23 protein-coding genes are annotated in these 23,296 nt (G+C 61.3%); 9 read left to right on the top strand and 14 right to left on the bottom strand.

Annotated elements, in window-relative coordinates; translation table 11 throughout:
- Window positions 1–6 precede the first annotated feature (6 nt).
- From hpf to ACZ0AZ_RS13155, 4 genes are read left to right on the top strand one after another with little or no spacing between them, the layout of a single operon-like run.
- On the top strand, window positions 7–315 hold the full coding sequence (hpf, locus tag ACZ0AZ_RS13170; protein ID WP_007912419.1) for a ribosome hibernation-promoting factor, HPF/YfiA family: 309 nt from the start codon (window positions 7–9) through the stop codon (window positions 313–315).
- A 12-nt stretch (window positions 316–327) separates the two neighbouring features.
- Complete coding sequence (gene ptsN / locus ACZ0AZ_RS13165) at window positions 328–792, top strand: PTS IIA-like nitrogen regulatory protein PtsN (RefSeq protein ID WP_039759380.1); 465 nt, start codon at window positions 328–330, stop codon at window positions 790–792.
- Between the two features lie 2 nt (window positions 793–794).
- Window positions 795–1,652, top strand: coding sequence for an RNase adapter RapZ (rapZ, locus tag ACZ0AZ_RS13160; RefSeq protein WP_016771684.1), 858 nt, complete (start codon window positions 795–797; stop codon window positions 1,650–1,652).
- A gap of 15 nt (window positions 1,653–1,667) precedes the next feature.
- The gene (locus ACZ0AZ_RS13155; protein WP_039759385.1) at window positions 1,668–1,943 is read left to right on the top strand and encodes an HPr family phosphocarrier protein; all 276 of its coding nucleotides are present in this window, start codon (window positions 1,668–1,670) and stop codon (window positions 1,941–1,943) included.
- Between the two features lie 94 nt (window positions 1,944–2,037).
- Here the strand turns inward: ACZ0AZ_RS13155 and ACZ0AZ_RS13150 are convergent, their stop codons facing one another.
- The 6 genes from ACZ0AZ_RS13150 to pmbA all read right to left on the bottom strand — a co-directional run bounded on the left by ACZ0AZ_RS13150 (window position 2,038) and on the right by pmbA (window position 7,393).
- Complete coding sequence (locus tag ACZ0AZ_RS13150; RefSeq protein ID WP_463537519.1) at window positions 2,038–2,931, bottom strand: ZIP family metal transporter; 894 nt, start codon at window positions 2,929–2,931, stop codon at window positions 2,038–2,040.
- 29 nt (window positions 2,932–2,960) lie between these two features.
- Window positions 2,961–3,572 carry a superoxide dismutase gene (locus ACZ0AZ_RS13145; protein ID WP_129999929.1) on the bottom strand — a complete coding sequence of 204 codons (612 nt, stop codon included), beginning with the start codon at window positions 3,570–3,572 and terminating at the stop codon, window positions 2,961–2,963.
- Between the two features lies 1 nt (window position 3,573).
- Window positions 3,574–4,014: a hypothetical protein gene (locus tag ACZ0AZ_RS13140; RefSeq protein ID WP_129999930.1), complete on the bottom strand. Its 441-nt coding sequence runs from the start codon at window positions 4,012–4,014 to the stop codon at window positions 3,574–3,576.
- 27 nt (window positions 4,015–4,041) lie between these two features.
- Complete coding sequence (locus ACZ0AZ_RS13135) at window positions 4,042–5,418, bottom strand: class II fumarate hydratase (RefSeq protein ID WP_463537518.1); 1,377 nt, start codon at window positions 5,416–5,418, stop codon at window positions 4,042–4,044.
- Window positions 5,399–5,806: a FagA protein gene (locus ACZ0AZ_RS13130; RefSeq protein ID WP_310408971.1), complete on the bottom strand. Its 408-nt coding sequence runs from the start codon at window positions 5,804–5,806 to the stop codon at window positions 5,399–5,401. Before ACZ0AZ_RS13130 ends, ACZ0AZ_RS13135 begins: the two co-directional genes overlap by 20 nt.
- Before the next feature lie 240 nt (window positions 5,807–6,046).
- Window positions 6,047–7,393 carry a metalloprotease PmbA gene (gene pmbA / locus ACZ0AZ_RS13125; RefSeq protein WP_415763636.1) on the bottom strand — a complete coding sequence of 449 codons (1,347 nt, stop codon included), beginning with the start codon at window positions 7,391–7,393 and terminating at the stop codon, window positions 6,047–6,049.
- Window positions 7,394–7,501: 108 nt separating this feature from the next.
- Here pmbA and yjgA point away from each other — a divergent pair, with 108 nt between their 5' ends.
- Window positions 7,502–8,026 carry a ribosome biogenesis factor YjgA gene (yjgA, locus tag ACZ0AZ_RS13120; RefSeq protein WP_016771692.1) on the top strand — a complete coding sequence of 175 codons (525 nt, stop codon included), beginning with the start codon at window positions 7,502–7,504 and terminating at the stop codon, window positions 8,024–8,026.
- Between the two features lie 51 nt (window positions 8,027–8,077).
- Here yjgA and tldD read toward each other — a convergent pair whose 3' ends face one another.
- The 8 genes from tldD to mreB form a co-directional block, all read right to left on the bottom strand.
- Window positions 8,078–9,520, bottom strand: a complete 1,443-nt coding sequence (gene tldD, locus ACZ0AZ_RS13115; RefSeq protein ID WP_463537517.1) for a metalloprotease TldD — start codon at window positions 9,518–9,520, stop codon at window positions 8,078–8,080.
- 4 nt (window positions 9,521–9,524) lie between these two features.
- Entirely contained in the window at window positions 9,525–10,385 is an 861-nt protein-coding gene (locus ACZ0AZ_RS13110; RefSeq protein WP_129999934.1) for a carbon-nitrogen hydrolase family protein, read from the bottom strand.
- Window positions 10,386–10,443: 58 nt separating this feature from the next.
- Window positions 10,444–14,247, bottom strand: coding sequence for a YhdP family protein (locus tag ACZ0AZ_RS13105; protein WP_463570837.1), 3,804 nt, complete (start codon window positions 14,245–14,247; stop codon window positions 10,444–10,446).
- 75 nt (window positions 14,248–14,322) lie between these two features.
- Entirely contained in the window at window positions 14,323–15,780 is a 1,458-nt protein-coding gene (gene rng / locus ACZ0AZ_RS13100; RefSeq protein WP_016771696.1) for a ribonuclease G, read from the bottom strand.
- A 58-nt stretch (window positions 15,781–15,838) separates the two neighbouring features.
- The gene (locus ACZ0AZ_RS13095) at window positions 15,839–16,435 is read right to left on the bottom strand and encodes a Maf family protein (protein WP_463537515.1); all 597 of its coding nucleotides are present in this window, start codon (window positions 16,433–16,435) and stop codon (window positions 15,839–15,841) included.
- A gap of 37 nt (window positions 16,436–16,472) precedes the next feature.
- The gene (gene mreD, locus ACZ0AZ_RS13090; protein WP_024011608.1) at window positions 16,473–16,964 is read right to left on the bottom strand and encodes a rod shape-determining protein MreD; all 492 of its coding nucleotides are present in this window, start codon (window positions 16,962–16,964) and stop codon (window positions 16,473–16,475) included.
- Complete coding sequence (gene mreC, locus ACZ0AZ_RS13085) at window positions 16,964–18,067, bottom strand: rod shape-determining protein MreC (RefSeq protein WP_463538779.1); 1,104 nt, start codon at window positions 18,065–18,067, stop codon at window positions 16,964–16,966. Before mreC ends, mreD begins: the two co-directional genes overlap by 1 nt.
- Window positions 18,068–18,207: 140 nt before the next feature.
- Window positions 18,208–19,245: a rod shape-determining protein MreB gene (mreB, locus tag ACZ0AZ_RS13080; protein ID WP_002555108.1), complete on the bottom strand. Its 1,038-nt coding sequence runs from the start codon at window positions 19,243–19,245 to the stop codon at window positions 18,208–18,210.
- Between the two features lie 211 nt (window positions 19,246–19,456).
- Between mreB and gatC the strand changes: the two genes are divergently transcribed.
- From gatC to ACZ0AZ_RS13060, 4 genes are all read left to right on the top strand, one after another.
- Window positions 19,457–19,744: an Asp-tRNA(Asn)/Glu-tRNA(Gln) amidotransferase subunit GatC gene (gene gatC / locus ACZ0AZ_RS13075; protein WP_024011606.1), complete on the top strand. Its 288-nt coding sequence runs from the start codon at window positions 19,457–19,459 to the stop codon at window positions 19,742–19,744.
- A gap of 16 nt (window positions 19,745–19,760) precedes the next feature.
- Complete coding sequence (gene gatA / locus ACZ0AZ_RS13070; RefSeq protein WP_024011605.1) at window positions 19,761–21,212, top strand: Asp-tRNA(Asn)/Glu-tRNA(Gln) amidotransferase subunit GatA; 1,452 nt, start codon at window positions 19,761–19,763, stop codon at window positions 21,210–21,212.
- Between the two features lie 10 nt (window positions 21,213–21,222).
- A complete protein-coding gene (gene gatB, locus ACZ0AZ_RS13065) occupies window positions 21,223–22,668 on the top strand; it encodes an Asp-tRNA(Asn)/Glu-tRNA(Gln) amidotransferase subunit GatB (protein WP_016771702.1) in 1,446 nt (481 codons plus the stop codon).
- A gap of 217 nt (window positions 22,669–22,885) precedes the next feature.
- A complete protein-coding gene (locus ACZ0AZ_RS13060; protein WP_024011604.1) occupies window positions 22,886–23,257 on the top strand; it encodes a septal ring lytic transglycosylase RlpA family protein in 372 nt (123 codons plus the stop codon).
- The last annotated feature ends 39 nt before the right edge of the window (window positions 23,258–23,296 follow it).

The raw sequence follows: 23,296 nt of genomic DNA, 5'->3' as shown, positions 1-23,296 counted from the left end.
AGCTGTATGCAAGTCAACATCAGTGGACACCAACTGGAAGTGACCCAACCTCTGCGTTCCTACATCGAGGAAAAACTCCAACGACTGGAGCGACATTTCGACAAGATCACCAACGTGCAAGTCACGATGTGCGTCGAAAAGCTGAAGCAGAAGATCGAAGCCACCTTGCATATCCCCGGCAGCGAAGTGGTCGCCAACGCAGAAGATACTGACATGTACGCTGCGATCGACTCACTCACCGACAAGCTGGATCGCCAACTCAAAAAGCATAAGGAAAAGACCCAGAGCCTCCTCCAGGGCGCAACCGGTCGTTAACACCCCTATCCCATGATCCGACTTGAAACCATCCTGACCCCCGGCCGTTCCCAAGTGAACGCGCCGGGCGGCAGCAAGAAAAAAGCCCTCGAACAGATTGCCAACCTGATCCACCGCGAAGTGCCGGATCTGGCGATGCAGGATGTCTTCGAGGCGCTGATCGCCCGTGAAAAACTCGGTTCCACCGGTTTCGGCAACGGCATCGCCATTCCCCATTGCCGCCTCAAGGGCTGCACGGCGCCAGTCAGCGCCCTGCTGCACCTGGAAGCCCCGATCGATTTCGACGCCATCGACGGCGCCCCGGTCGACCTGCTCTTCGTGCTGCTGGTCCCGGAGGCCGCGACTGATGCGCATCTGGAGTTGCTGCGCCAGATCGCCAGCATGCTCGACCGCAAGGAAGTGCGCGAAAAACTGCGCAGCGCCGCGAGCAACGAAGCCTTGTACCAGGTTGTGCTGGACGAGCAGAACGGGCACTAATCATGCGCTTGATCATCGTCAGTGGCCGTTCGGGCTCGGGCAAAAGTACCGCCCTGAATGTCCTTGAGGACAACGGCTACTACTGCATCGACAATCTGCCGGCCGGTTTGCTGCCGGAACTGGCCGAGCGGGCGCTGATTCACACGGAACTGGCGCAGCCGCTGGTCGCCGTGTCGATCGATGCGCGCAACCTGCCCAGCCATCTGTCACGCTTCCCTGAGTTGCTCGAAGACGTGCGTGCCAAGCATATCAAGTGCGATGTGCTGTACCTGGACGCCGATGAAGAAACCCTGCTCAAGCGTTTTTCCGAGACCCGTCGTCGTCACCCGCTGAGCAACGCCAATCGCTCGCTGGCCGAGGCGATTCACGATGAAACCGCCCTGCTCGGCCCGATCGCCGATCTGGCTGACCTGAAAATCAACACCACCAGCCTGAATCTGTATCAACTGCGCGATACCCTGAAGTTGCGTCTGTTGAATCAGCCTGAGCCCGGCACGGCGTTTCTGGTTGAATCATTTGGCTTCAAGCGCGGCATGCCGGTCGATGCCGATCTGGTCTTCGATGTGCGCTGCCTGCCCAATCCGTACTGGAAACCGGAGCTGCGCGCGCAATCGGGCCTTGATGCACCGGTGGCCGAGTACCTGGCGCAGCAGCCGGATGTCGAAGAAATGTATCAGGACATCTACGCCTACCTGAACAAGTGGCTGCCACGTTTTGCCGCCAGCAACCGCGCCTACGTGACCATTGCCATCGGCTGCACCGGCGGGCACCACCGCTCCGTCTACCTGACCGAACGTTTGGGTCAGGCCCTGCAGAAAACCCTGAAGAACGTCCAGGTTCGCCACCGCGACCTCACCTAAAGGATCCACACCGCGATGCCTGCTCGTGAAATCGAAATCATCAATAAACTGGGTCTGCATGCCCGGGCATCGGCCAAATTTGTCGGCGTGGCGGGTCAGTATCCAGACTGCACGATCCGAGTGGGACGCACACCTGAAACGACTGTCGACGGCAAGAGCATCATGGCAATGATGATGCTCGCGGCGGGCAAGGGCACCAAAATTTATTTGAGTACTGAAGGGCATCAAGAGCAGGAAGCCATGGATGCGCTGGTAGCGTTGATCAACAACTACTTCGACGAAGGTGGCTGATAGCCAAAGTCAAAAGATCGCAGCCTGCGGAGCTCCTACAGGAAACGCATTCCAGGGTGGTAGCTGCCGCAGGCTGCGACCTTTTGATCTTCTTTCAACCCAACGCCGTATCCATCACCATCATCAGACAAAACCCGATCAACAAGCCAAGACTCGCCAGTTTGTCATGTCCGTGACGGCGCGACTCCGGGATCACTTCGTGGGTCACTACCAGCAACATCGCCCCGGCCGCCAGTGCCAGTCCCAGCGGCAACAGTACCTGAGCCAGACTCACTAGCCACGCACACAACAGCGCAAACACCGGCTCAACCAACCCCGACGCCGCGCCGATCAGAAACGCCCTGACCCGTGACATTCCTGCCCCGGCCAGCACCAAAGCAATCACCAGTCCTTCCGGCACATCCTGCAGAGCGATGCCCATCGCCAGGCTGTCGGCGTCCGGCATGCCGCCGCCGGCAGATACGCCGACCGCCATACCTTCGGGAATGTTGTGCGCAATGATGGCGAACACGAACAGCCAGATTCGCGGTGGAATCACCGGATGGTCGAGCGTGCCGACGAGCATCTCCGGCGAGGCACCGGAAACCCTGCGATCTACCAGATACAGGCCAAACGCGCCGAGCAGGATGCCGAAACAGATCAGGCCACTGGCAGCCCACGGCGTCAGACCAAGACTTTCGGCCGCAGCAATCCCCGGCACGATCAACGAAAATGCGGTCGCCGCCAGCATCACCCCGGCACCAAATCCCAGCAAGGTGTCGCTGAGTGCCTGCGGCATGCGCCGGATCACCAGCACTGGCACCGCGCCAAGCGCCGTACCCAATGCGCAGATGGCACCGCCCTGCAAGGCGCGCAACAGCCTCGGTTCCAGATTCAGCCATTGCAAACCGTGGGCGACCAGTAAAGTCATCCCCGCCAACAGCAACAGTGAACCCACCGCGTAACGAAACATGCGCCCGCTGCCAATCGCCAGTGTTTCCGTGCCCATACTCAGCCCTGATTGTTTTTATGGAAGGCTTAAACCAGCGCGGCCTGATAGCGCGCAGCAACTTCCGGCCAGTTGATCACGTTGTAGAACGCGCTGATGTATTCCGGGCGACGGTTCTGGTAGCGCAAGTAGTAGGCGTGCTCCCAGACGTCGAGACCGAGGATTGGGGTATTGCCGTTCATCAACGGGCTGTCCTGGTTGCCGCTGCTTTCTACGATCAGTTTTTTCTCCGGGGTGACGCTCAGCCACGCCCAACCGCTGCCGAAACGGGTCAGCGCGGCCTTGGTGAAGGCTTCCTTGAAACTGTCGAGTCCGCCCAGTTGCTCGTCGATGGCCTTGGCCAGAGCGCCGTTGGGCTTGCCGCCACCGTTGGGCACCATCACTTCCCAGAACAGCGAATGGTTGGCGTGGCCGCCGCCCTGATTGATCACCGCCGCGCGAAGTTTTTCCGGCAGCTGCTGGACGCTGGCGACGAGTTTTTCCACCGGCCATTCAGCAAACTCGGTCCCTTCTACGGCGGCGTTGAGGTTGTTGATGTAGGTCTGGTGATGCTTGGTGTAATGGATCTCCATGGTCTGCGCATCGATGTGCGGCTCGAGGGCATCGTAGGCGTAAGGCAAGGCAGGCAAGGTAAAAGCCATTTCAATGGACTCCATACTGATGAGAATTTGAGGCGCGGCGAGCATTGCCGGTGTCCGGATGCAGCAGGCGCTGGGTGCGCGGGTATTCGCCGTGCTCGCCGATGAAATTCAGCAGTTCGACGTAAGTCTTGCTGCTCTGGCGCAATGCCGATTCACGCAGGGCCGGACGCAGCCGTTCGTCCTGCATGGTCTGCAACAGGCGTTGGTGGATGGCGCAGAGGTATTCGGCGCTCTCCTCCGGTTGATTCAGGCGCAGATGCAGGTCGGCGAGGTTGTGGTGAGAGACGACGCAGGCCGCCACCGCTTCGTCGGCATCCGCCCAGCGTTCGAACAACACTTGCGCCAGGGCCAGCGCTTGCAGGTAAGCCTCACGGGCGTCGATCAGCTCGCCCAGCATGAAACAGCGATTGGCCCGTTCGATCGTGCGTTTCCAGTGCTCCATGGTGAGCCTCCAAAGCGGTTGCGGGGTTTACACGCCGCCGGCGGTGAGTTTCTCGGGGTTGAGCAACTCTGCCAGTTGGCTGCGCGACAGGTCGGTGTGTTCCAGAGCGACGTCGATCACCGCGCGGCCTTCCTTGTAGGCCTGCTTGGCGATTTCAGCGGCTTTCTGATAACCGATGATGGGGTTGAGCGCGGTGACCAGAATCGGGTTGCGCGACAACGCTTCTTGCAGGCGCGATTCGTTGACCTTGAAAGTAGCGATTGCCTTGTCGGCGAGCAGGCGACTGGAGTTGGCCAGCAGTTCGATGCTGCTCAGCAGGTTCTGCGCGATGATCGGCAGCATCACGTTCAGTTCGAAATTGCCGGATTGACCGGCGACGGTGATCACCGAGTCGTTGCCGATCACTTGCGCAGCGACCATCGCGGTGGCTTCCGGGATCACCGGGTTGACTTTGCCGGGCATGATCGACGACCCCGGTTGCAGCGCTTCGAGTTCAATTTCGCCGAGACCGGCCAAGGGACCTGAGTTCATCCAGCGCAGGTCGTTGGCGATTTTCATCAGTGATACTGCGGTGGCCTTGAGCTGCCCGGAGACGGCGACGGCGGTGTCCTGCGAGCCAATCAACGCGAACAGATTTTTGCCCGGAGTGAATTGCACGTCGGTCAGTTGGCTCAGGTGCCGACTGAATCGAGCGGCGTATTCCGGATGCGCATTGATCCCGGTACCCACCGCCGTGCCGCCCTGCGCCAGTGCTTGCAGACTCGGCAGCAAATCCTGCAGATGCGCAATGTTGGCCTTGAGCTGCTGCGCCCAGCCGTTGAGCACTTGGCTCATGCGTACCGGCATCGCGTCCATCAGATGGGTGCGCCCGGTTTTGACGTGGTGATGCACCTGCTCGGCCTTGCGCTCGATGACCTGGACCAGATGCAACAGCGCCGGCAGCAGTTGTTCATGCAGCACTAGCGCGGCGCTGACGTGGATGGTGGTCGGGATGATGTCGTTGCTGCTTTGCCCGCAATTGACGTGATCGTTGGCGTTGACCGGTTCATCGAGCATGCGGCTGGCCAGCGTGGCAATCACTTCGTTGGCGTTCATGTTCGAGCTGGTGCCAGACCCGGTCTGGAAGATGTCCACCGGGAAGTGCTGCATGAAATCACCTTCGAGCAGACCCTGCGCGGCATCACTGATGGCTTTGCCCTGGGCCGCGCTGATCTGGTTCAGCTCGACATTGGCGCGGGCGGCGGCGGCTTTGGCGAGGATCAATGCGCGAATGAACTGCGTCGGCATCGGTTTTCCGCTGATCGGGAAGTTGTCCACGGCGCGCTGGGTCTGCGCGCCATAGAGCGCATCGACCGGCACCTGCAGTTCGCCCATGCTGTCGCGTTCAATACGTGTCTTGGTCATGCGAATGTCCTTGCAGCAAATCAATGAGAGGAATCGACGGTCGCAACTCGCAAGTGGCGAGCTGCCAGGTGTAGCGTTGCCAGCGCCGCAAGCGGCATTGGCATAGCGACAGGCGTTCCATTTCACGCAAGGGACGCCAGGCTTGATCGACACAGAGGCTGCGCCAATGCCACGGCAACGCGACATCGGTGGCAGTGTCGAGCAGCAGACGAAAAGACGTTTCGGCGACAGTCCAGGGCGAAGTGGCTGTGCAACAGGACAGATAGCGCCCTTCGGCGAGGTAGTGTTCGATCAGGCGCGGTTCGTCGGGATCCAGCGCGCAACGGATCTGGCGGCTCATCCAGCGCCAGCTTTCGAGGTAGGGCTGCTCGTGCAAGGCAGAACTCATGATCCGGGACTCGTTCGGAGATGAGATTCATTATTAGATGATAATGAGAACCAACACAAGCAGACATGCACGCAATCCGTGGGAGCGGGCTTGCTCGCGAATGCGGTGTGTCCAGCCGGAGATGTTCTGCCTGAAAGACCGCATTCGCGAGCAAGCCCGCTCCCACAGGGGATTTATGCAATCATGAAAAAGGCGCACCACCCGATGAGGTGGCGCGCCTTTTTTGTGTAACGGCCGGGGTTAGCTGCCGGCGACAGTCATCCGCTCGATCAACACCGAGCCGGTGCGGATGTTGCTGCGCAGCTCCAGATCATTACCCACCGCGACAATCTGCTTGAACATGTCGCGCATGTTGCCGGCGATGGTCACTTCCTGCACAGCGAACTGGATCTCGCCGTTCTCCACCCAGAAGCCCGCCGCGCCACGCGAATAGTCGCCGGTGACCATGTTCAGACCATGGCCCATCAACTCGGTGACCAGCAGACCTCGGCCCATGCGCTTCAGCAGCGCTGCCTGATCCTCGTCGCCATGGGTGACGAACAGGTTGTGCACCCCGCCTGCGTTGGCGGTGCTCGGCATGCCCAGTTTGCGCCCGGAGTAGGTGCCGAGGATGTAGGAGACCAACTCGCCTTTTTCGACGAACGGTTTTGCGTAGGTCGCCAAGCCATCACCGTCGTAGGAAGCACTGCCCATGGCACGCATCAGATGCGGACGCTCATCGATGGTCAGCCAATCCGGGAACAACTTCTGCCCCAGCGTGCCCTCGAGAAACGACGATTTGCGATACAGGCTGCCGCCCGACACGGCCGAGAGGAAGCTGCCGAAAAGACCTCCCGCAAGCTCAGCGGAAAACAGCACCGGCACCTCGCAAGTCGGTACCGGACGCGCGCCCAGACGGCTCGCTGCCCGTTGCGCGGCACGCTGGCCGATGCTCACCGGATCGGCGAGCAGACTGCCCTGGCGATTGACGTCATACCAGTAATCGCGCTGCATCTGGCCTTCGGCTTCAGCGATCATCACGCAACTCAGGCTGTGCCGGGTCGATGCGTAACCGCCGATGAAACCATGGCTGTTGCCATAAACCCGGCAGCCCTGATGGGTGCTGAGGGTGGTGCCGTCGGCGTTCTTGATCCGCGCATCGGCGTCAAACGCCGCTGCCTCACAGAGCAACGCCTTCTCGATAGCTTGCTCCGGGGTGATGTCCCACTCGTGAAACAGGTCGAAATCCTGCACATCCCTGGCCATCAATGCGGCGTCGGCGAGGCCCGAGGCTTCATCTTCGGAAGTGTGCTTGGCGATGGCCAGTGCTGCTGCGACGGTTTCACGAATCGCCTCTGGCCCGGTGGCCGAGGTGCTGGCCGAGCCCTTGCGCTGGCCGACGTACAGGGTGATGCCAAAACCCTGATCACGATTGAATTCAACGGTTTCGACCTCGCGCTGACGCACCGAGGTCGACAGCCCCTGCTCCAGCGACACCGCGACTTCACAGGCGCTGGCGCCCTGGCGCTTGGCTTCGGCGATGATCTGCTCGACCTGTTCTTGCAGTGCCGGCAATGCCTGCGGGCCGACGCTTTGAACTGCACTCATGCTCATCTCCACTCAAATTCTGCTTTCGGCTGGGGTCATCGAGCGACCGGGCCGGACAAGCGGCCCCCGACTGGTTATCATGGCGGCGTTTCTTTGCGGACTGCCACCATGGTTGATTCTTACGACGACTCCCTCGATACGGGAGAAAAAAGCAAATCTCAGGTCAAACGCGAGTTGCATGCGCTGGTTGACCTCGGCGAGCGCCTGACCACACTCAAGCCTGATCTGGTCGCCAAACTGCCGTTGACCGACGCTTTGCGCCGGGCACTGGCCGATGCGCCCAAGCACACCGCGAACATCGCGCGTAAACGGCATTTGCAGTTCATCGGCAAACTGATGCGCGACCAGGACACTGACGCGATTCTGACTCTGCTCGATCAACTCGATGCCTCCACTCGCCAGTACAACGAGCGTTTCCATAATCTGGAACGCTGGCGTGACCGCCTGATCGCGGGCGATGACGCCGTGCTGGAGAAATTCGTCATCGAGTACCCGGACGCCGATCGCCAGCAATTGCGTTCCCTGATCCGTCAGGCCCAGCATGAGGTTGCGCAAAACAAACCACCTGCTTCGAGCCGCAAGATCTTCAAATACATTCGGGAGCTGGACGAGACTCAACGCGGCCTGCGTTGATAATCGCCACCGGGTGGCCGTCCTGCGCGCCACCCGAAAGCCCCGCCTCTCTTATGCGCCCGTGCCACCCACGGTAATCGCATCGATTTTCAGCGTTGGCTGGCCGACACCCACCGGCACCGACTGCCCATCCTTGCCACACGTACCCACACCGCTGTCCAGCGCCAGATCGTTACCGACCATCGACACCCGGCTCATCGCCTCGGGACCGTTGCCGATCAACGTCGCGCCTTTGACCGGTGCGGTGATCTTGCCGTCCTCGATCAAATAGGCCTCGCTGGTGGAGAATACGAACTTGCCGCTGGTGATATCGACCTGACCGCCGCCGAGGTTGGCGCAGTAGATGCCCTTCTTCACCGAAGCGATGATTTCCGCTGGATCACTTTCGCCACCGAGCATGTAGGTGTTGGTCATCCGTGGCATCGGCAGGTGCGCGTAGGATTCGCGGCGACCGTTACCGGTGCGCGCCACGCCCATTAGCCGCGCGTTGAGCTTGTCTTGCATGTAGCCCTTGAGTACGCCGTTTTCGATCAGCGTAGTGCACTCGGTGGGCGTGCCTTCGTCATCGACGCTCAGCGAACCGCGACGGCCGCTCAAGGTGCCGTCATCGACGATGGTGCAAAGTTTGGAGGCAACCATTTCACCCATGCGCCCGCTGTAGGCCGAGCTGCCCTTGCGGTTGAAATCGCCTTCCAGACCGTGACCGACCGCTTCGTGCAGCAGCACGCCGGACCAGCCGGAACCCAGCACCACCGGCAAGGTACCGGCCGGCGCCGGAATCGCTTCCAGATTCACCAGCGCCTGGCGCAGCGCTTCGCGGGCATAACCCATGGCGCGGTCTTCGGCGAGGAAGTAGCGGTAATCGGTACGCCCACCGCCGCCGTGCCCGCCGCGTTCGCGACGGCCATTCTGTTCGACGATAACGCTAACGTTGAAGCGCACCAGCGGTCGCACGTCGGCGGCCAAGCCACCGTCGGTGGACGCGACCAGAATCCGCTCCCAAACCCCGGCCATGCTCACGCTGACCTGCTGAATCCGTGGATCGAGTGCGCGGGTGGCGACGTCGATGCGTTTGAGCAACTCGACTTTTTCCGCGCGGCTGAGCACTTCCAGCGGGTTATCGGGCGCGTACAGTTGCGCGACGTCCTGGCTGGTGAATGCCTGCACGGTGCCGTTCTGCCCGGCACGTGAGACCGAACGCGCGGCGCGGGCCGCTGCACCGAGGGCTTCGAGGGTGATCGCGTTGCTGTAGGCAAAACCGGTTTTCTCACCGGACTGCGCACGCACGCCGACACCTTGGTCGAGATTGAAGCTGCCTTCCTTGACGATGCCGTCTTCCAGCGCCCATGACTCGGAAATCTGGCCCTGGAAATACAGGTCGGCGGCATCGATGCCCGGCCCGGCCAGATCGCCGAGTACGCCTTGCAGGCTCTCGATCGTGACACCGCCGGGTGCCAACAGGTGATCACTGACTGAGGACAACAACTCGCTCATAGGTTTACGCCTTAAATTCGTGTTCTGAAGCAGGCCGCTGGGCGCCCTGCGAGAAAAACCGCCGATGACGCGTCACCGGCATGCGCGCCCGGATGGACGCTTGTTCATCGCTGTCGCGGGCGGCCAGCAACACCGCCTCGCCTTGATCCTGCTGGGCCAGCACACGCCCCCACGGGTCGACAATCGCCGCATGCCCGAAAGTCTCGCGTGGCCCCGGATGGCTGCCGCCCTGTGCCGCCGCCAAGATATAACACTGTGTTTCGATGGCCCGCGCGCGGATCAGTACATCCCAATGCGCGGCGCCGGTCACGGCAGTAAAGGCCGACGGTGCGGTAATCAACTCGGCACCGGCGGCACGCAATTCGCTGTACAGCTCCGGGAAGCGCAAGTCGTAACACACGCTCAGACCAACGCGCCCCACCGGCGTGTCCGCCACCACTACATTACCGCCATAAGCATAGTCATCTGATTCACGGTACCGGCCGCGATTGTCGGCGACATCGACATCGAACAGATGCAGCTTGTCATAGCGCGCGACAATCTCGCCGTGATCGTTGATCAACAACGAGCAGGCATTGGCTTTGGCCGTGGGTTGACCCAATGGTGGCAACGGCAATGTGCCGGCGACTATCCATAAGGTGAGGTCGCGGGCGACCTGTTTCAACCAAGGCAGGATCGGCCCTTCGCCCAAGGCCTCGGCGCGACCGATATCGGCGACATCACGACGGCCCATGGCGGCGAAGTTTTCCGGCAGCACCGCGAGTTTCGCTCCGCTGGCGGCAGCCTGTTCAAGCAGGCGTCGGGCCTGGGCCAGATTGGCCGGCACGTCGCTCTGGCTGACCATTTGAATCACCGCTAAAGACATGGCGAACTCCCAAAGAGGTATTTGGCCATGCTACTCCATCGCTTCAAGGCCGGGCCGCTCAAAAAGGCTTGTCGAAGGTGATTTTCGGCTCTTTCCATGGGCCTTTGACGGTGTACTTGACGCTGGCGAAGCGCGCGACGCGGTCACCGATCAGCTTGTCGATGAGGAACAGCGCGCCGCCGACCGCCGGTGCGCCGACGAGCAGCGCGGCGATCGGCAGGTTGTTGGTCACCGGCAGTGTCACCAGCAATTTCGCATCGACCTTGTCGTCGACCAGATCCAGCGTGCCGTCCAATTCCAGATTGCTTGAAGGCCCGGTCAGGCGAATCGGCTCTCGGGTGACGTAGACGCCATTGTTCGCCACCAGCAGGCCTTTGACCCGATCGTAGCTCAAGCCCTTGCCGAACAGGTCGGAGAAGTCCAGACGCAGGCGCCGGCCGATTGAGTTGAAGTTGAGCAGGCCGAACACCCGCAGCGCCTGCGCGCCGCCCTCCACTTCAACGAACTGGCCCTTGTTCAGCGAGGCGTCAAGGGTGCCGGAGAAGCGCTTGGTCGCCAGCCACGCCGGCGAGCCTGGCCAACGTCCATCGACATCCATGTGGAATTCTTCACTGGTGACGCTCGGCGCAAAGCCCCAGCCCTTGAGCACGTCAGCCAGATTCTTGCCACCGATCCGCCCCTTGTACCAACTGCTGGTCGCACCCGGCGTGCCTTCCCAGCCGCCATTGCCTTGCAGCAGGATGCCCTTGAGGCCCATGTCGAGATTGTTCAGGGCGATGCCTTTGGGGGTCGGTCGCACTTTCAGCGACCAGCCACCGACCAGATCGGGCCCCAGGAACAACTGGTTGAGGGTGATATCCAGGGCCGGGATTTTCGTCGGATCGACCGACGCCAATGGATCGGGCGCATTCTCGTCGGCCTGCACCGCCGGGTCCGGCGCCGGCAGTTTCACGTATTGCAGATTCACCGCGATCGGCACGCCCTTGGCGTCCGGCAGGCTGGCCGTGCCCTTGGCCTGCTGGCTGTCGAGGGCCAGATTCCATGCGCCGGGCTTGCGATTGATCTGCACCGAGGCCTGATCCAGTGTGGTGCCGAGCGCGGTCAATTTGCCGACCTTGATGTCAGCGCTGCTGAGCAATTGCTTGGCACTGCCGCCCGGATCCTGCCCGGCGTATTTATTCGCCAGTTCCTGCCACGGCGCCACGTCAAGCTCCGACAGCACACCACGAATGCGCAGGCCTTTGGCACCCGGCAGCACCGCTTCGCCCGTGCCGAGAAACAGTTCGCCACGGCCATCGGCGAAATTGCTCGGCGGCGCGGCAAAGGTGAAATTGGCCAGTTGATCGTAATTGACCCAGTACCGCCGCTCCTGCCCTTGCAAGGTCATGCGGAACACCGTGTCCCGCCCGACATCGGCGGCCATGCCGAAGGGCGCCGGCAGATCCACCGCCACGCCTTTGAGGCTGGAGCTGACCAGCAACTGGCTGTCGGCCCCGGAAAGATTCAGCTGCAACTGATACGGAATCGTCCCGGACACCGGCAACGGCTGGGTCACGCCCAGCCAGTCGGTGAGCTTTTTCACTTCGACCTGCCCCGACGCCGCCACCCGGGTCTTGATCTGGTTGGCGCTGCCATCGGCGAAGATCTGCGCAGTGACCGGTTTGTCGAAGGCCCGTGCAGAGATGTTCTGGCCGCTGAGGCCTTTGTTACTGTCGAAGCGGAAATCGCCCTTGAGCTGGCTCAGTTCCAGTTTCGGCTCAGCCAGTTTCAGCCGAGCATTGGCGGTCTTGAAATCAACGAGGATTTTCGGCTGTTCGCCCTTGGCCAACGGAATATCCAGTTTGAGCTTGCCGTTCAGATCACCAGCGCCTTCCCAACCGGCGAAGGTTTCGCCAGTGCCGATCGGCGCGTCCTGAAGAATCTTCAAGCCATCGCCCAGGCCACCGGCAAACGCGCCATCGAGCAACAGATGGCTGTTCTGCCCGGCCGGTACGTGAGGAATATTGACGAAGACATCGCTGACTTGGGTATCGAGCAACTGGCCTTTGCTGGCCCAGATGCGCACGCCGCTGTCTTCGATGAACACATCGCCGCTGACCTTGCTCACGTGCGGCCAGCCCGGCTGAAAGGCCAATTCGGCATCATGTACCTTGAAGAACAGGCTGATACTGCGATCAGCCTCGCCGGCATTCTTGCTCAGCGAGCCCTGATACTGGAAGAAACCCTGATCCACCGCGCCTTTGAGGATTGCCGTGCGCAACCATTCATCGAGCGCCGGGCTCAACACCGCCGGCAGGTATTTCGCAGTGTAGCGGCCGTCGCCGTCGACCAGACCGACGCGCAGGTCCATGTAGTCTTCCTGGCTATGGTCGAAGTGCAGGCGGATGAGGAAGTCGCCGGCAATCTTGCCCTCCTCGCCCAGCACCTTCAGGTACGGCGCAATCAGGGTGAAGCCATCCTTGTCGAGTTTCCAGGTCAGCCGCGCATTGGCCTGCAGGTATTGCCATGGCTTGGCGAAAATCGGATCGAGGTGCAGGACGAAATCCTTGCTGTCGAGGCGCAATTCGCCGCCGTCGAGGTTGCCACTGAGGCTGCCGCTGACATTTCGCGCCGCCGGAGCGCCGTGATAGGCATCGAAACCGACGTTGTCGAGGTTGGCGGCAAAGCCGAATTTGTTGCCGTCGGTGGCGGTCGGACGGAAGTCCAGCAGGACATTGCGCAGTCCGCCGGTGACCTTCAAACGCTCGACCACCGTGGCGAAACTCTGCGGCAGCGGCCCCAGCGCATTGATCAGCGGCGTGATCGGGGTCAGATCGAGGCGATCGGCCTGCAAGTGCCAGAGCTCTTCCGCCTTGGCGCTGGCCCGGGTCTGCTGTACCTGCACGCGGGATTCCCAGCGGGTTTCGCCAAAACTCATCGCCAGCGAATCAAGAGTGACCTTCGCGCCCTCGGCGGTGTTGCGGTAATAGGCGTTGAGCGCCAGATTGTTGATCTGGATCGGCTTGCGCTCGGCGTAGGCACCGGTCACTTGCGGCGCATTCAGGCGCAACGCGGCGCTTTGCAATGCGCCTTCGGCCCAATCGACCCAGAGTTCGCCGCCGGCCTTGATCTCGGAAAAATTCCATTGCTGGGTCAGGCGCTCGGGCAGCCATTTCGCCCAGTCGCTCTGCGGCAGGCTGGCATAACCCTCGATGGCGCTGTTCTGCCATTGATCAGGACGCAATTGGGTCTTCAGGCTCAGCGCCACTGGCTGGCCATCGGGCAGCGTCAGACGCGCGTCGAGACGCTGGCGGCTGGCGCCGGTACGCAGATTCAGACCGACATAGGTGAGCGTCATGGGCGGGTGGTCGAGCGGTTGCAGGGTCACCTGGCTGTCGAGCACCGACAATTGCCTGATCATCTGCGAGCGCTGGAACAGTTGCACCGCATCGAACGGTTGATCCTTCTGCACCGGCAGCCCTTCCAGCGCCCAAGTGCCGTCTTCAGCTTCCTTGAGGCTGATCTTCAAACCGTTGAGTTCGATATGCGCGAGGCGCACTTCGCGGGCGAGCACGCTGCCCCACATATCCGGCACCACCCGCACGCGGTCGAGGCGCAGCGCGTTGGCACCGTCGCCGATCATCACGTCATGGGCCAGCAGGATCGGCGCGAAACCGCTCCAGTTGCCTTCCAACTCACCGATCTGCAAAGACATGCCGAGGGCGGCGCTGGCCTTGTCTTCGATGTCGGCGCGGTATTCGGCCACCAGTGGCGTCAGCTCGCGGCCGAGGCTGACGTACAAAGCCATCAACACCAGAACCAACGCGCACAGGCCCAGCCCCCAACGGGTGAGTGCGGCCAATATGCGTGTCAGACGTTCCATGTCAGTTGGCTCCCATGGCAAAAATACTGCGAAAAGCTGAGGCCAGCCGCGTTGAATGAAGGGTGATGCAGGGCTTCAGAGCAGCACCACGTCATATTGTTCCTGGGAATACATGGTTTCCACCTGGAAGCGTATGGTGCGGCCGATAAAGCCTTCAAGCTCGGCGACGTTACCGGATTCTTCGTCAAGCAGGCGATCCACCACTTTCTGGTTGGCCAGTACCCGATAACCCTCGGCTTGATAGGCCCGGGCCTCGCGCAGGATCTCGCGGAAGATCTCGTAACAGATGGTTTCGGCAGTCTTCAGTTTGCCGCGTCCCTGACAACTGCTGCACGGCTCGCACAGCACCTGTTCAAGACTTTCACGGGTGCGCTTGCGGGTCATCTGCACCAGGCCCAACTCGGTGATGCCGATGATGTTGGTCTTGGCGTGATCGCGCTCCAGCTGTTTCTCCAGAGTGCGCAGGACCTGCCGCTGATGCTCCTCATCTTCCATGTCGATGAAGTCGATGATGATGATCCCGCCGAGGTTGCGCAGGCGCATTTGCCGGGCAATCGCCGTGGCCGCTTCGAGATTGGTCTTGAAAATGGTTTCTTCGAGATTGCGATGGCCGACGAACGCCCCGGTGTTGACGTCGATGGTGGTCATGGCTTCCGCCGGATCGATCACCAGGTAGCCGCCGGACTTGAGCGGCACCTTGCGCTCCAGCGCACGCTGGATTTCGTCTTCGACACCGTAGAGGTCGAAGATCGGTCGCTCACCCGGATAGTGTTCCAGACGATCGGCGATTTCCGGCATCAGTTCGGCAACGAATTGCGTGGTTTTCTGGAAGGTCTCTCGGGAATCGATGCGGATCTTCTCGATCTTCGGATTGACCAGATCCCGCAGGGTGCGCAGGGCCAGGCCGAGGTCTTCATAGATCACGCTGGGCGCGGCGATGGTCTTGATCTGCTCGTTGATCTGGTCCCAGAGGCGCCGCAGGTAACGGATGTCCATGAGGATTTCATCAGCGCCCGCGCCTTCAGCGGCTGTGCGCAGAATGAAGCCGCCGGCCTCCTTGATGCCTTCTTTGGCCACGCAATCACTGACCACCTGCTTGAGACGCTCGCGCTCGGCTTCGTCTTCGATCTTCAGGGAAATGCCAACGTGGGCAGTGCGCGGCATGTACACCAGATAACGCGAAGGGATCGACAGTTGCGTGGTCAGACGTGCGCCTTTGGAGCCGATCGGATCCTTGGTGACTTGTACCACCAGGCTCTGGCCCTCGTGCACCAGCGAACTGATGCTTTCCACGGCCGGGCCTTCACGCAGGGAAATTTCGGCGGCATGAATGAAAGCCGCGCGATCGAGGCCAATGTCGACAAATGCTGCCTGCATGCCCGGCAGAACGCGCACGATCTTGCCTTTATAGATGTTGCCGACGATCCCGCGTTTCTGCGTGCGCTCAACGTGGACTTCTTGCAGCACACCGTTTTCGACCACCGCCACGCGCGACTCCATCGGCGTGATGTTGATCAGAATCTCTTCACTCATGGCAGGATCTCGTTCAGGCATGTTCACGATAGTGGCCGCATCTGGATTCGTACGACGCTCAGGGCGTGTTCAGGTTTTGCCAACAGGGTATGCCGAAATGGCCCAACGCCTCGCAGGTTTCGCACAGCGGCAGGCCGACCACCGCCGAATAGCTGCCTTCGAGCCCGGCGACAAACACCGCGCCCAGGCCCTGAATGCCATAGCCGCCGGCCTTGTCGCGCGGTTCGCCACTGGCCCAGTAGGCGCCGGCCTCTTCGCGACTGATGGTGCGGAAACGCACGCGGCTGCGCACCACCCGCGACTCGCAGCGCTCACCTTCAAGCACGGCGATGGCGGTCAGCACTTCGTGTTCGTTGCCGGACAACATCATCAGCATGGCGCATGCGTCGGCTTCGTCCACCGGTTTGCCAAGTATTTTGCCGTCGAGCACCACAGCGGTGTCGGCGCCAAGCACGCAGAACGGCTGGCCAGAGACGACCGAGCGGCGCCCGGCCTCAGCCTTGCCACGCGCGAGGCGCTCGACATAGGCCGAAGGGGATTCTTCAGGAAGCGGGGTTTCGTCGATGTCTGCACTGATGGCGGAAAAGCGCACGCCGATCTGCGTGAGCAATTCACGGCGACGCGGTGAGCCGGAGGCGAGGTAAAGCAGTGTCATCAAAACATCTCCCTGTTCAGTGCCCTGCTTCACCGGCTCAATAGATTCTGTAGCGTCGGCACATCCCGCGCAGGGCGAAGCTGACCCACGGCCAGAGCAAGGCACTGACCAGCGCCGGCAAGACCAGCGCCAGGGTTGGCTGACGGTTGCCGGTCAGAGCGCTGAGCCACAGTTGCGCCAATTGTGCGAGGCCGAAGATCACCAGGATCACCAGGCACTGCTGCCACATCGGGAACATGCGCAGGCGCTGCTGCAACGACAATACAAGGAAGGTAATCAGGGTCAGGATCAGCGCGTTCTGCCCGAGCAGGTCGCCCTGCAGGACATCTTCGGCCAGTCCCAGACAGAACGCCGTCACCATGCCGACCGTGTGCGGCATGTACAGCGCCCAAAACGTCACGAGCAAGGCCAGCCACAGCGGGCGAAGGATTTCCATGAAGATCGGCAACGGTGAAACGCTGAGCAGGATGCCGACGAAGAACGTCAGCCAGATCATCCAGCCGTTTCCGGATTTTTTCGCGCCGACCATTATTCTCGTCCCCCGGTAGTCGCTGGCGGTTTCGCCGGTGGTTTGCTGGTGGCCGGTGGTTTGGCAGCGGCCGGAGCGGCAGCGGGCGGCTTGCTCGCGGCGGGCTTGGCTGGCGTGGCGGCAGGCGATGCGGCTTCAGTGGCCGGCGCTGCGGTAGCGGTCGATGGCGTGGCAGGCATGATCAACGGTTTCGGCACGCTGGCCGGCAACATCGGGCCACCGCCGTGGGCATCGAGCTGTTCTTGGGCTTGGGCCGCGTCATTGGCGCGTTCCTCGGCAGTGCGGCTGTCGCTGAACACCAGCAGCAGGTAGCGACTGCGGTTCAGGGCGGCTGTGGGCACGGCGCGGACGATAGCGAACGGTTGGCCGGAATCGTGGATGACCTCTTTTACCGTCGCCACCGGATAACCGGCCGGGAATCGCTGGCCGAGGCCGGAGCTGACCAGCAGATCGCCTTCCTTGATGTCCGCCGTGTCGGCGACATGACGCAATTCCAGGCGCTCCGGGTTGCCGGTGCCACTGGCAATCGCGCGCAGACCGTTACGGTTCACCTGTACAGGAATGCTGTGGGTGGTGTCGGTCAGCAGCAGGACACGCGAGGTGTACGGCATCAATTCAACCACCTGGCCCATCAACCCGCGGGCATCGAGCACCGGTTGGCCGAGCACCACGCCGTCGCGCTCACCTTTGTTGATGATGATGCGATGGGTGAAGGGGTTGGGGTCCATGCCGATCAGCTCGGCCACTTCGACCTTTTCATTGACCAGTGCGGAGGAGTTGAGCAACTCGCGCAGCCGAACGTTCTGCTCGGTCAGGGCCGCGAGCTTTTGCATGCGTCCCTGCAACAGCAGGTTTTCGGTCTTGAGTTTTTCGTTTTCGGCGACGAGCTCGGTGCGGCTGCCGAACTGACTGGCGACCCCTTCCCACAAGCGGCCGGGCAGGTCCGTAATCCAGTAGGCATCCATGAGCACCAGCGACGCTTGCTTGCGCGCGGGTTTGAGCAGGTCGAAACGTGCATCGACCACCATCAGTGCGACCGCGAGCACGGCCAGCACCAACAGGCGCACGCCCAACGAAGGGCCTTTGGTGAAAAGCGGTTTAATAAGCCGCTCCTCCCAGGCAAATGTTCTGTTTATTCATACGGCATCAAACCGGCCTGGATGAAGACTGACAGAAGATAAACGCCAACAGGCAGCACTGCAAAGTGCTGCCTGTGCGTTCACCCACGTATTGCATTCGAAGCTTATTCGCTCGAAAGCAGATCCATGGTGTGCTTATCCATCATTTCCAGCGCACGGCCACCGCCGCGAGCAACGCAAGTCAGCGGGTCTTCGGCAACGATCACCGGCAGACCGGTTTCCTGGGCCAGCAACTTGTCGAGGTCACGCAGCAGCGCGCCACCACCGGTCAGCACCAGGCCACGCTCGGCGATGTCGGAGGCCAGTTCCGGCGGCGATTGCTCCAGCGCGCTTTTCACCGCCTGAACGATGGTTGCCAGCGACTCTTGCAGAGCCTCGAGCACTTCGTTGGAGTTCAGGGTGAATGCGCGTGGAACGCCTTCGGCCAGGTTGCGACCGCGAACATCGACTTCGCGCACTTCGCCGCCCGGGTAGGCGGTACCGATTTCCTGCTTGATGCGCTCAGCGGTGGATTCACCGATCAGGCTGCCGTAGTTGCGGCGCACATAAGTGATGATCGCTTCGTCGAAACGGTCGCCGCCGACACGTACGGATTCGGCGTAAACCACACCGTTCAGGGAGATCAGGGCGATTTCGGTGGTACCACCACCGATGTCCACGACCATCGAACCGCGCGCTTCTTCAACCGGCAGACCGGCACCGATCGCAGCAGCCATCGGCTCTTCGATCAGGAACACTTCACGGGCACCGGCGCCAAGGGCCGATTCACGGATGGCACGACGCTCAACCTGGGTGGACTTGCATGGAACGCAGATCAGCACTCGTGGGCTGGGCTGCAGGAAACTGTTTTCGTGAACCTTGTTGATAAAGTACTGCAGCATCTTTTCGCAGACGCTGAAGTCGGCGATCACGCCGTCCTTCATCGGACGAATGGCAGCAATGTTGCCCGGCGTACGGCCAAGCATGCGCTTGGCCTCGGTGCCGACAGCGACGACACTTTTCTGGTTACCGTGTGTCCGAATGGCCACAACCGATGGCTCATTCAGGACGATACCGCGCTCGCGCACGTAAATAAGGGTGTTGGCAGTGCCCAGGTCAATGGAAAGATCGCTGGAAAACATGCCACGCAGTTTCTTGAACATGGGAAAGGGACCCTAGGCAACGCGTGGGTAAAAAAGTGCGGCAAACTCTAACAACGACAGGGATTTTGGGCAAGGCGCCAATATGTTAAATTGGCCGCTTTTCTGTGCACCAAGCCCCACAATCGCGGCCTTATGACCGTAGAAGTGCGGTAGTGTTCCGACAATCTAACACACGGACGCCGTCCGTTCTGTTTTCCACTGGAGAATCCCGATGGCGCTAGAACGCTCCGACGTGGAAAAAATCGCGCATCTGGCCTGCCTTGGCCTCAACGATGCCGATCTTCCGCACATTACTTCCGCCCTCAACAGCATTCTCGGGCTGGTCGACGAAATGCAGGCCGTTGATACCGACGGTATCGAGCCGCTGGCCCACCCTTTGGAAGCCAGTCAGCGCCTGCGCGCCGACGTGGTAACCGAGACGAATAATCGCGAGGCCTACCAGTCCATCGCACCAGCGGTCGAAAACGGCCTGTATCTGGTTCCGAAAGTCATCGACTAAAGGGAAAGAGCCTGCAATGCATCAAATGACTCTGGCCGAGATCGCCCGCGGTCTCGCCGATAAAAAGTTTTCCTCCGAAGAGCTGACCAAAGTCCTGCTGGCGCGTATTACCCAGCTTGATCCGCAGCTCAACAGTTTCATCAGCCTCACCGAGGATCTGGCCATCGAGCAGGCGAAAGCCGCCGATGCACGCCGGGCCAACGGTGAGAGCGGCGCCCTGCTCGGCGCGCCGATCGCCCACAAGGATCTGTTCTGCACCCAGGGCATCCGCACCAGCTGCGGCTCGAAGATGCTCGACAACTTCAAGGCTCCCTACGACGCCACCGTAGTCGCGAAACTGGCCGCTGCCGGCGCCGTGACCCTGGGCAAGACCAACATGGACGAATTCGCCATGGGTTCGGCCAACGAGTCGAGCTGGTACGGCGCCGTGAAAAACCCGTGGAACCTGGAACACGTGCCAGGCGGTTCGTCCGGTGGCTCGGCGGCGGCGGTTGCCGCTCGTCTTTTGCCAGCGGCCACGGCCACTGACACCGGCGGTTCGATCCGTCAGCCGGCGGCGTTCACCAACCTCACCGGCCTGAAGCCGACCTACGGTCGCGTTTCGCGCTGGGGCATGATTGCCTACGCGTCCAGCCTCGATCAGGGCGGCCCATTGGCGCGCACCGCCGAAGACTGCGCGATCCTCCTGCAAGGCATGGCCGGCTTCGACCCGAACGACTCCACCAGCATCGATGAGCCAGTCCCGGATTACTCCGCCAGCCTCGGCGAGTCGCTGCAAGGCCTGCGCATCGGCGTGCCGAAGGAATACTTCAGCGCTGGCCTCGACCCGCGCATTGCCGAGCTGATCCAGAACAGCATCCAGCAGTTGCAGAAGCTCGGTGCGGTGATCAAGGAAATCAGCCTGCCGAACATGCAGCACGCCATTCCGGCCTACTACGTGATCGCCCCGGCAGAAGCGTCTTCCAACCTGTCGCGTTTCGACGGCGTGCGTTTCGGCCATCGCTGCGAGAACCCGGAAAACCTCATCGACCTGTACAAGCGCTCCCGTGGCGAAGGCTTCGGCGCGGAAGTGCAGCGCCGGATCATGGTCGGTGCCTACGCGCTGTCCGCCGGTTACTACGATGCCTACTACCTGAAAGCGCAGAAGATTCGTCGTCTGGTGAAGAACGATTTCATGGCTGCCTTTAATGAAGTCGACATCATCCTCGGCCCGACCACGCCGAACCCGGCGTGGAAACTCGGCGCGAAGAACAGCGACCCGGTCGCTGCCTATCTGGAAGACGTCTACACCATCACCGCCAACCTCGCGGGCCTGCCGGGCCTGTCGATGCCGGCCGGTTTTGTCGACGGTCTACCGGTGGGCGTGCAGTTGCTCGCGCCGTACTTCCAGGAAGGCCGTTTGCTCAACGTTGCGCACCAGTATCAGCTCAACACTGACTGGCACACCCGCACCCCAACCGGCTTCTGAGGAGACACACATGCAATGGGAAGTCGTGATCGGGCTGGAGATTCACACTCAGCTCACCACCAGGTCGAAAATCTTTTCCGGTAGTTCCACCACCTTCGGTTCCGAGCCGAACACCCAGGCCAGCCTGATCGACCTGGGCATGCCCGGCGTGCTGCCGGTGCTCAACCAGGAAGCGGTGCGCATGGCGGTGATGTTCGGTCTGGCGATTGACGCCGAGATCGGCCAGCACAACGTGTTCGCCCGCAAGAACTACTTCTACCCGGATCTGCCGAAGGGCTATCAGATCAGCCAGATGGAATTGCCGATCGTTGGCAAAGGCCACCTGGACATCGCCCTGGAAGACGGCACGGTCAAACGCGTCGGCATTACCCGCGCGCACCTGGAAGAAGATGCCGGCAAGAGCCTGCACGAAGAATTCAACGGTGCCACCGGCATCGACCTGAACCGTGCCGGCACGCCGCTGCTGGAAATCGTTTCCGAGCCGGACATGCGCAGCGCCAAGGAAGCCGTGGCTTACGTCAAGGCGATCCACGCGCTGGTGCGTTACCTGGGCATCTGCGACGGCAACATGGCCGAGGGTTCGCTGCGTTGCGACTGCAACGTCTCGGTCCGCCCGAAAGGCCAGGTCGAGTTCGGTACCCGCTGCGAGATCAAGAACGTCAACTCGTTCCGTTTCATCGAGAAAGCGATCAACTCCGAGATCCAGCGTCAGATCGAGCTGATCGAAGACGGCGGCAAGGTCATCCAGCAGACTCGCCTGTACGACCCGAACAAGGACGAAACCCGTCCGATGCGTTCGAAAGAGGAAGCCAACGACTACCGTTACTTCCCCGATCCGGACCTGCTGCCGGTGGTCATCGAAGAGTCGTTTCTCGGTGAAGTGCGCGCGACGCTGCCGGAACTGCCACCGCAAAAACGCGAACGCTTCCAGAGCCAGTTCGGTCTGTCGGCCTACGACGCCAACGTGCTCGCCACCAGCCGTGAGCAGGCGGACTACTTCGAGAAAGTCGCGGCCATCGGTGGCGATGCGAAACTGGCGGCGAACTGGGTGATGGTCGAGTTGGGCAGCCTGCTCAACAAGCAGGGCCTGGACATCGAGGATTCGCCGGTGTCCGCCGAGCAACTGGGCGGCATGCTGCAGCGCATCAAGGACAACACCATCTCCGGCAAGATCGCCAAGGTGGTGTTCGAAGCGATGGCCAACGGCGAAGGCAGTGCTGACGAGATCATCGAAAAGCGCGGCCTCAAGCAAGTCACCGACACGGGCGCGATCTCGGCCGTGCTCGATGAAATGCTCGCGGCCAACGCCGAACAGGTCGAACAGTACCGCGCGGCAGACGAAGCCAAACGCGGCAAGATGTTCGGTTTCTTCGTCGGCCAGGCCATGAAAGCCTCCAAAGGCAAGGCCAACCCGCAGCAGGTGAACGAACTGCTGAAAAGCAAGCTCGAAGGCTGACCACCAATGGAGCCAGATCCAAAGCCTGGCTCCATCCCCTGTGGAAGGGACCTGTGGCGGGGGATTTATCCCCGTTGGGCCGCGAAGCGGCCCCAATTGCTGAGCTTGATTTGCACCAGATAAACCGAGTTCTCAGTTTTGGGACTGCTGCGCAGTCCAACGGGGATAAATCCCCTCGCCACAGGTCACTCCTACATTTGATCCGGGATACCTTTGAATGAAGCGTCTGTTGCTGAGCAGCGCCCTGCTCTCCCTGCTGGCCGGTTGCGCCAGCACCGACACCATCGACCCGCACGGCTACGACCAGACCGGCGTCGCCTCCTATTACGGAGCCAAACATCACGGTAAACGCACTGCCAGCGGCGAAGCGTTCAACCAGCATTCCCTGACCGCCGCCCACCGCCAGTTGCCATTCGGCACGCGGGTGAAGGTCACCAACCTGAAAAACGACGAATCGGTCGTGGTCCGCATCAACGACCGGGGCCCGCACACCCGTGGCCGATTGATCGATCTGTCACGCGAGGCCGCCGACGAAATCGGCATGCTGCGCAGCGGCACCGCCCGGGTACGCGTGCAGGCCCTCGACTGATGGAGCGCCGACCATTTTCGGACTAGCTGATCTGCCGCT

The organism is Pseudomonas sp. AC239 (genome assembly GCF_979258545.1).
This window is presented reverse-complemented; position numbering and strand designations above follow the sequence as displayed.

Excerpts from the sequence above, each read along its gene's own strand:
- hpf (WP_007912419.1), top strand. The coding sequence starts at position 7 with ATGCAAGTCAACATCAGTGGACACCAACTGGAAGTGACCCAACCTCTG.
- ptsN (WP_039759380.1), top strand. The coding sequence starts at position 328 with ATGATCCGACTTGAAACCATCCTGACCCCCGGCCGTTCCCAAGTGAAC.
- rapZ (WP_016771684.1), top strand. The coding sequence starts at position 795 with ATGCGCTTGATCATCGTCAGTGGCCGTTCGGGCTCGGGCAAAAGTACC.
- ACZ0AZ_RS13155 (WP_039759385.1), top strand. The coding sequence starts at position 1,668 with ATGCCTGCTCGTGAAATCGAAATCATCAATAAACTGGGTCTGCATGCC.
- ACZ0AZ_RS13150 (WP_463537519.1), bottom strand. The coding sequence starts at position 2,931 with ATGGGCACGGAAACACTGGCGATTGGCAGCGGGCGCATGTTTCGTTAC.
- ACZ0AZ_RS13145 (WP_129999929.1), bottom strand. The coding sequence starts at position 3,572 with ATGGCTTTTACCTTGCCTGCCTTGCCTTACGCCTACGATGCCCTCGAG.
- ACZ0AZ_RS13140 (WP_129999930.1), bottom strand. The coding sequence starts at position 4,014 with ATGGAGCACTGGAAACGCACGATCGAACGGGCCAATCGCTGTTTCATG.
- ACZ0AZ_RS13135 (WP_463537518.1), bottom strand. The coding sequence starts at position 5,418 with ATGACCAAGACACGTATTGAACGCGACAGCATGGGCGAACTGCAGGTG.
- ACZ0AZ_RS13130 (WP_310408971.1), bottom strand. The coding sequence starts at position 5,806 with ATGAGTTCTGCCTTGCACGAGCAGCCCTACCTCGAAAGCTGGCGCTGG.
- pmbA (WP_415763636.1), bottom strand. The coding sequence starts at position 7,393 with ATGAGTGCAGTTCAAAGCGTCGGCCCGCAGGCATTGCCGGCACTGCAA.
- yjgA (WP_016771692.1), top strand. The coding sequence starts at position 7,502 with ATGGTTGATTCTTACGACGACTCCCTCGATACGGGAGAAAAAAGCAAA.
- tldD (WP_463537517.1), bottom strand. The coding sequence starts at position 9,520 with ATGAGCGAGTTGTTGTCCTCAGTCAGTGATCACCTGTTGGCACCCGGC.
- ACZ0AZ_RS13110 (WP_129999934.1), bottom strand. The coding sequence starts at position 10,385 with ATGTCTTTAGCGGTGATTCAAATGGTCAGCCAGAGCGACGTGCCGGCC.
- ACZ0AZ_RS13105 (WP_463570837.1), bottom strand. The coding sequence starts at position 14,247 with ATGGAACGTCTGACACGCATATTGGCCGCACTCACCCGTTGGGGGCTG.
- rng (WP_016771696.1), bottom strand. The coding sequence starts at position 15,780 with ATGAGTGAAGAGATTCTGATCAACATCACGCCGATGGAGTCGCGCGTG.
- ACZ0AZ_RS13095 (WP_463537515.1), bottom strand. The coding sequence starts at position 16,435 with ATGACACTGCTTTACCTCGCCTCCGGCTCACCGCGTCGCCGTGAATTG.
- mreD (WP_024011608.1), bottom strand. The coding sequence starts at position 16,964 with ATGGTCGGCGCGAAAAAATCCGGAAACGGCTGGATGATCTGGCTGACG.
- mreB (WP_002555108.1), bottom strand. The coding sequence starts at position 19,245 with ATGTTCAAGAAACTGCGTGGCATGTTTTCCAGCGATCTTTCCATTGAC.
- gatC (WP_024011606.1), top strand. The coding sequence starts at position 19,457 with ATGGCGCTAGAACGCTCCGACGTGGAAAAAATCGCGCATCTGGCCTGC.
- gatA (WP_024011605.1), top strand. The coding sequence starts at position 19,761 with ATGCATCAAATGACTCTGGCCGAGATCGCCCGCGGTCTCGCCGATAAA.
- gatB (WP_016771702.1), top strand. The coding sequence starts at position 21,223 with ATGCAATGGGAAGTCGTGATCGGGCTGGAGATTCACACTCAGCTCACC.
- ACZ0AZ_RS13060 (WP_024011604.1), top strand. The coding sequence starts at position 22,886 with ATGAAGCGTCTGTTGCTGAGCAGCGCCCTGCTCTCCCTGCTGGCCGGT.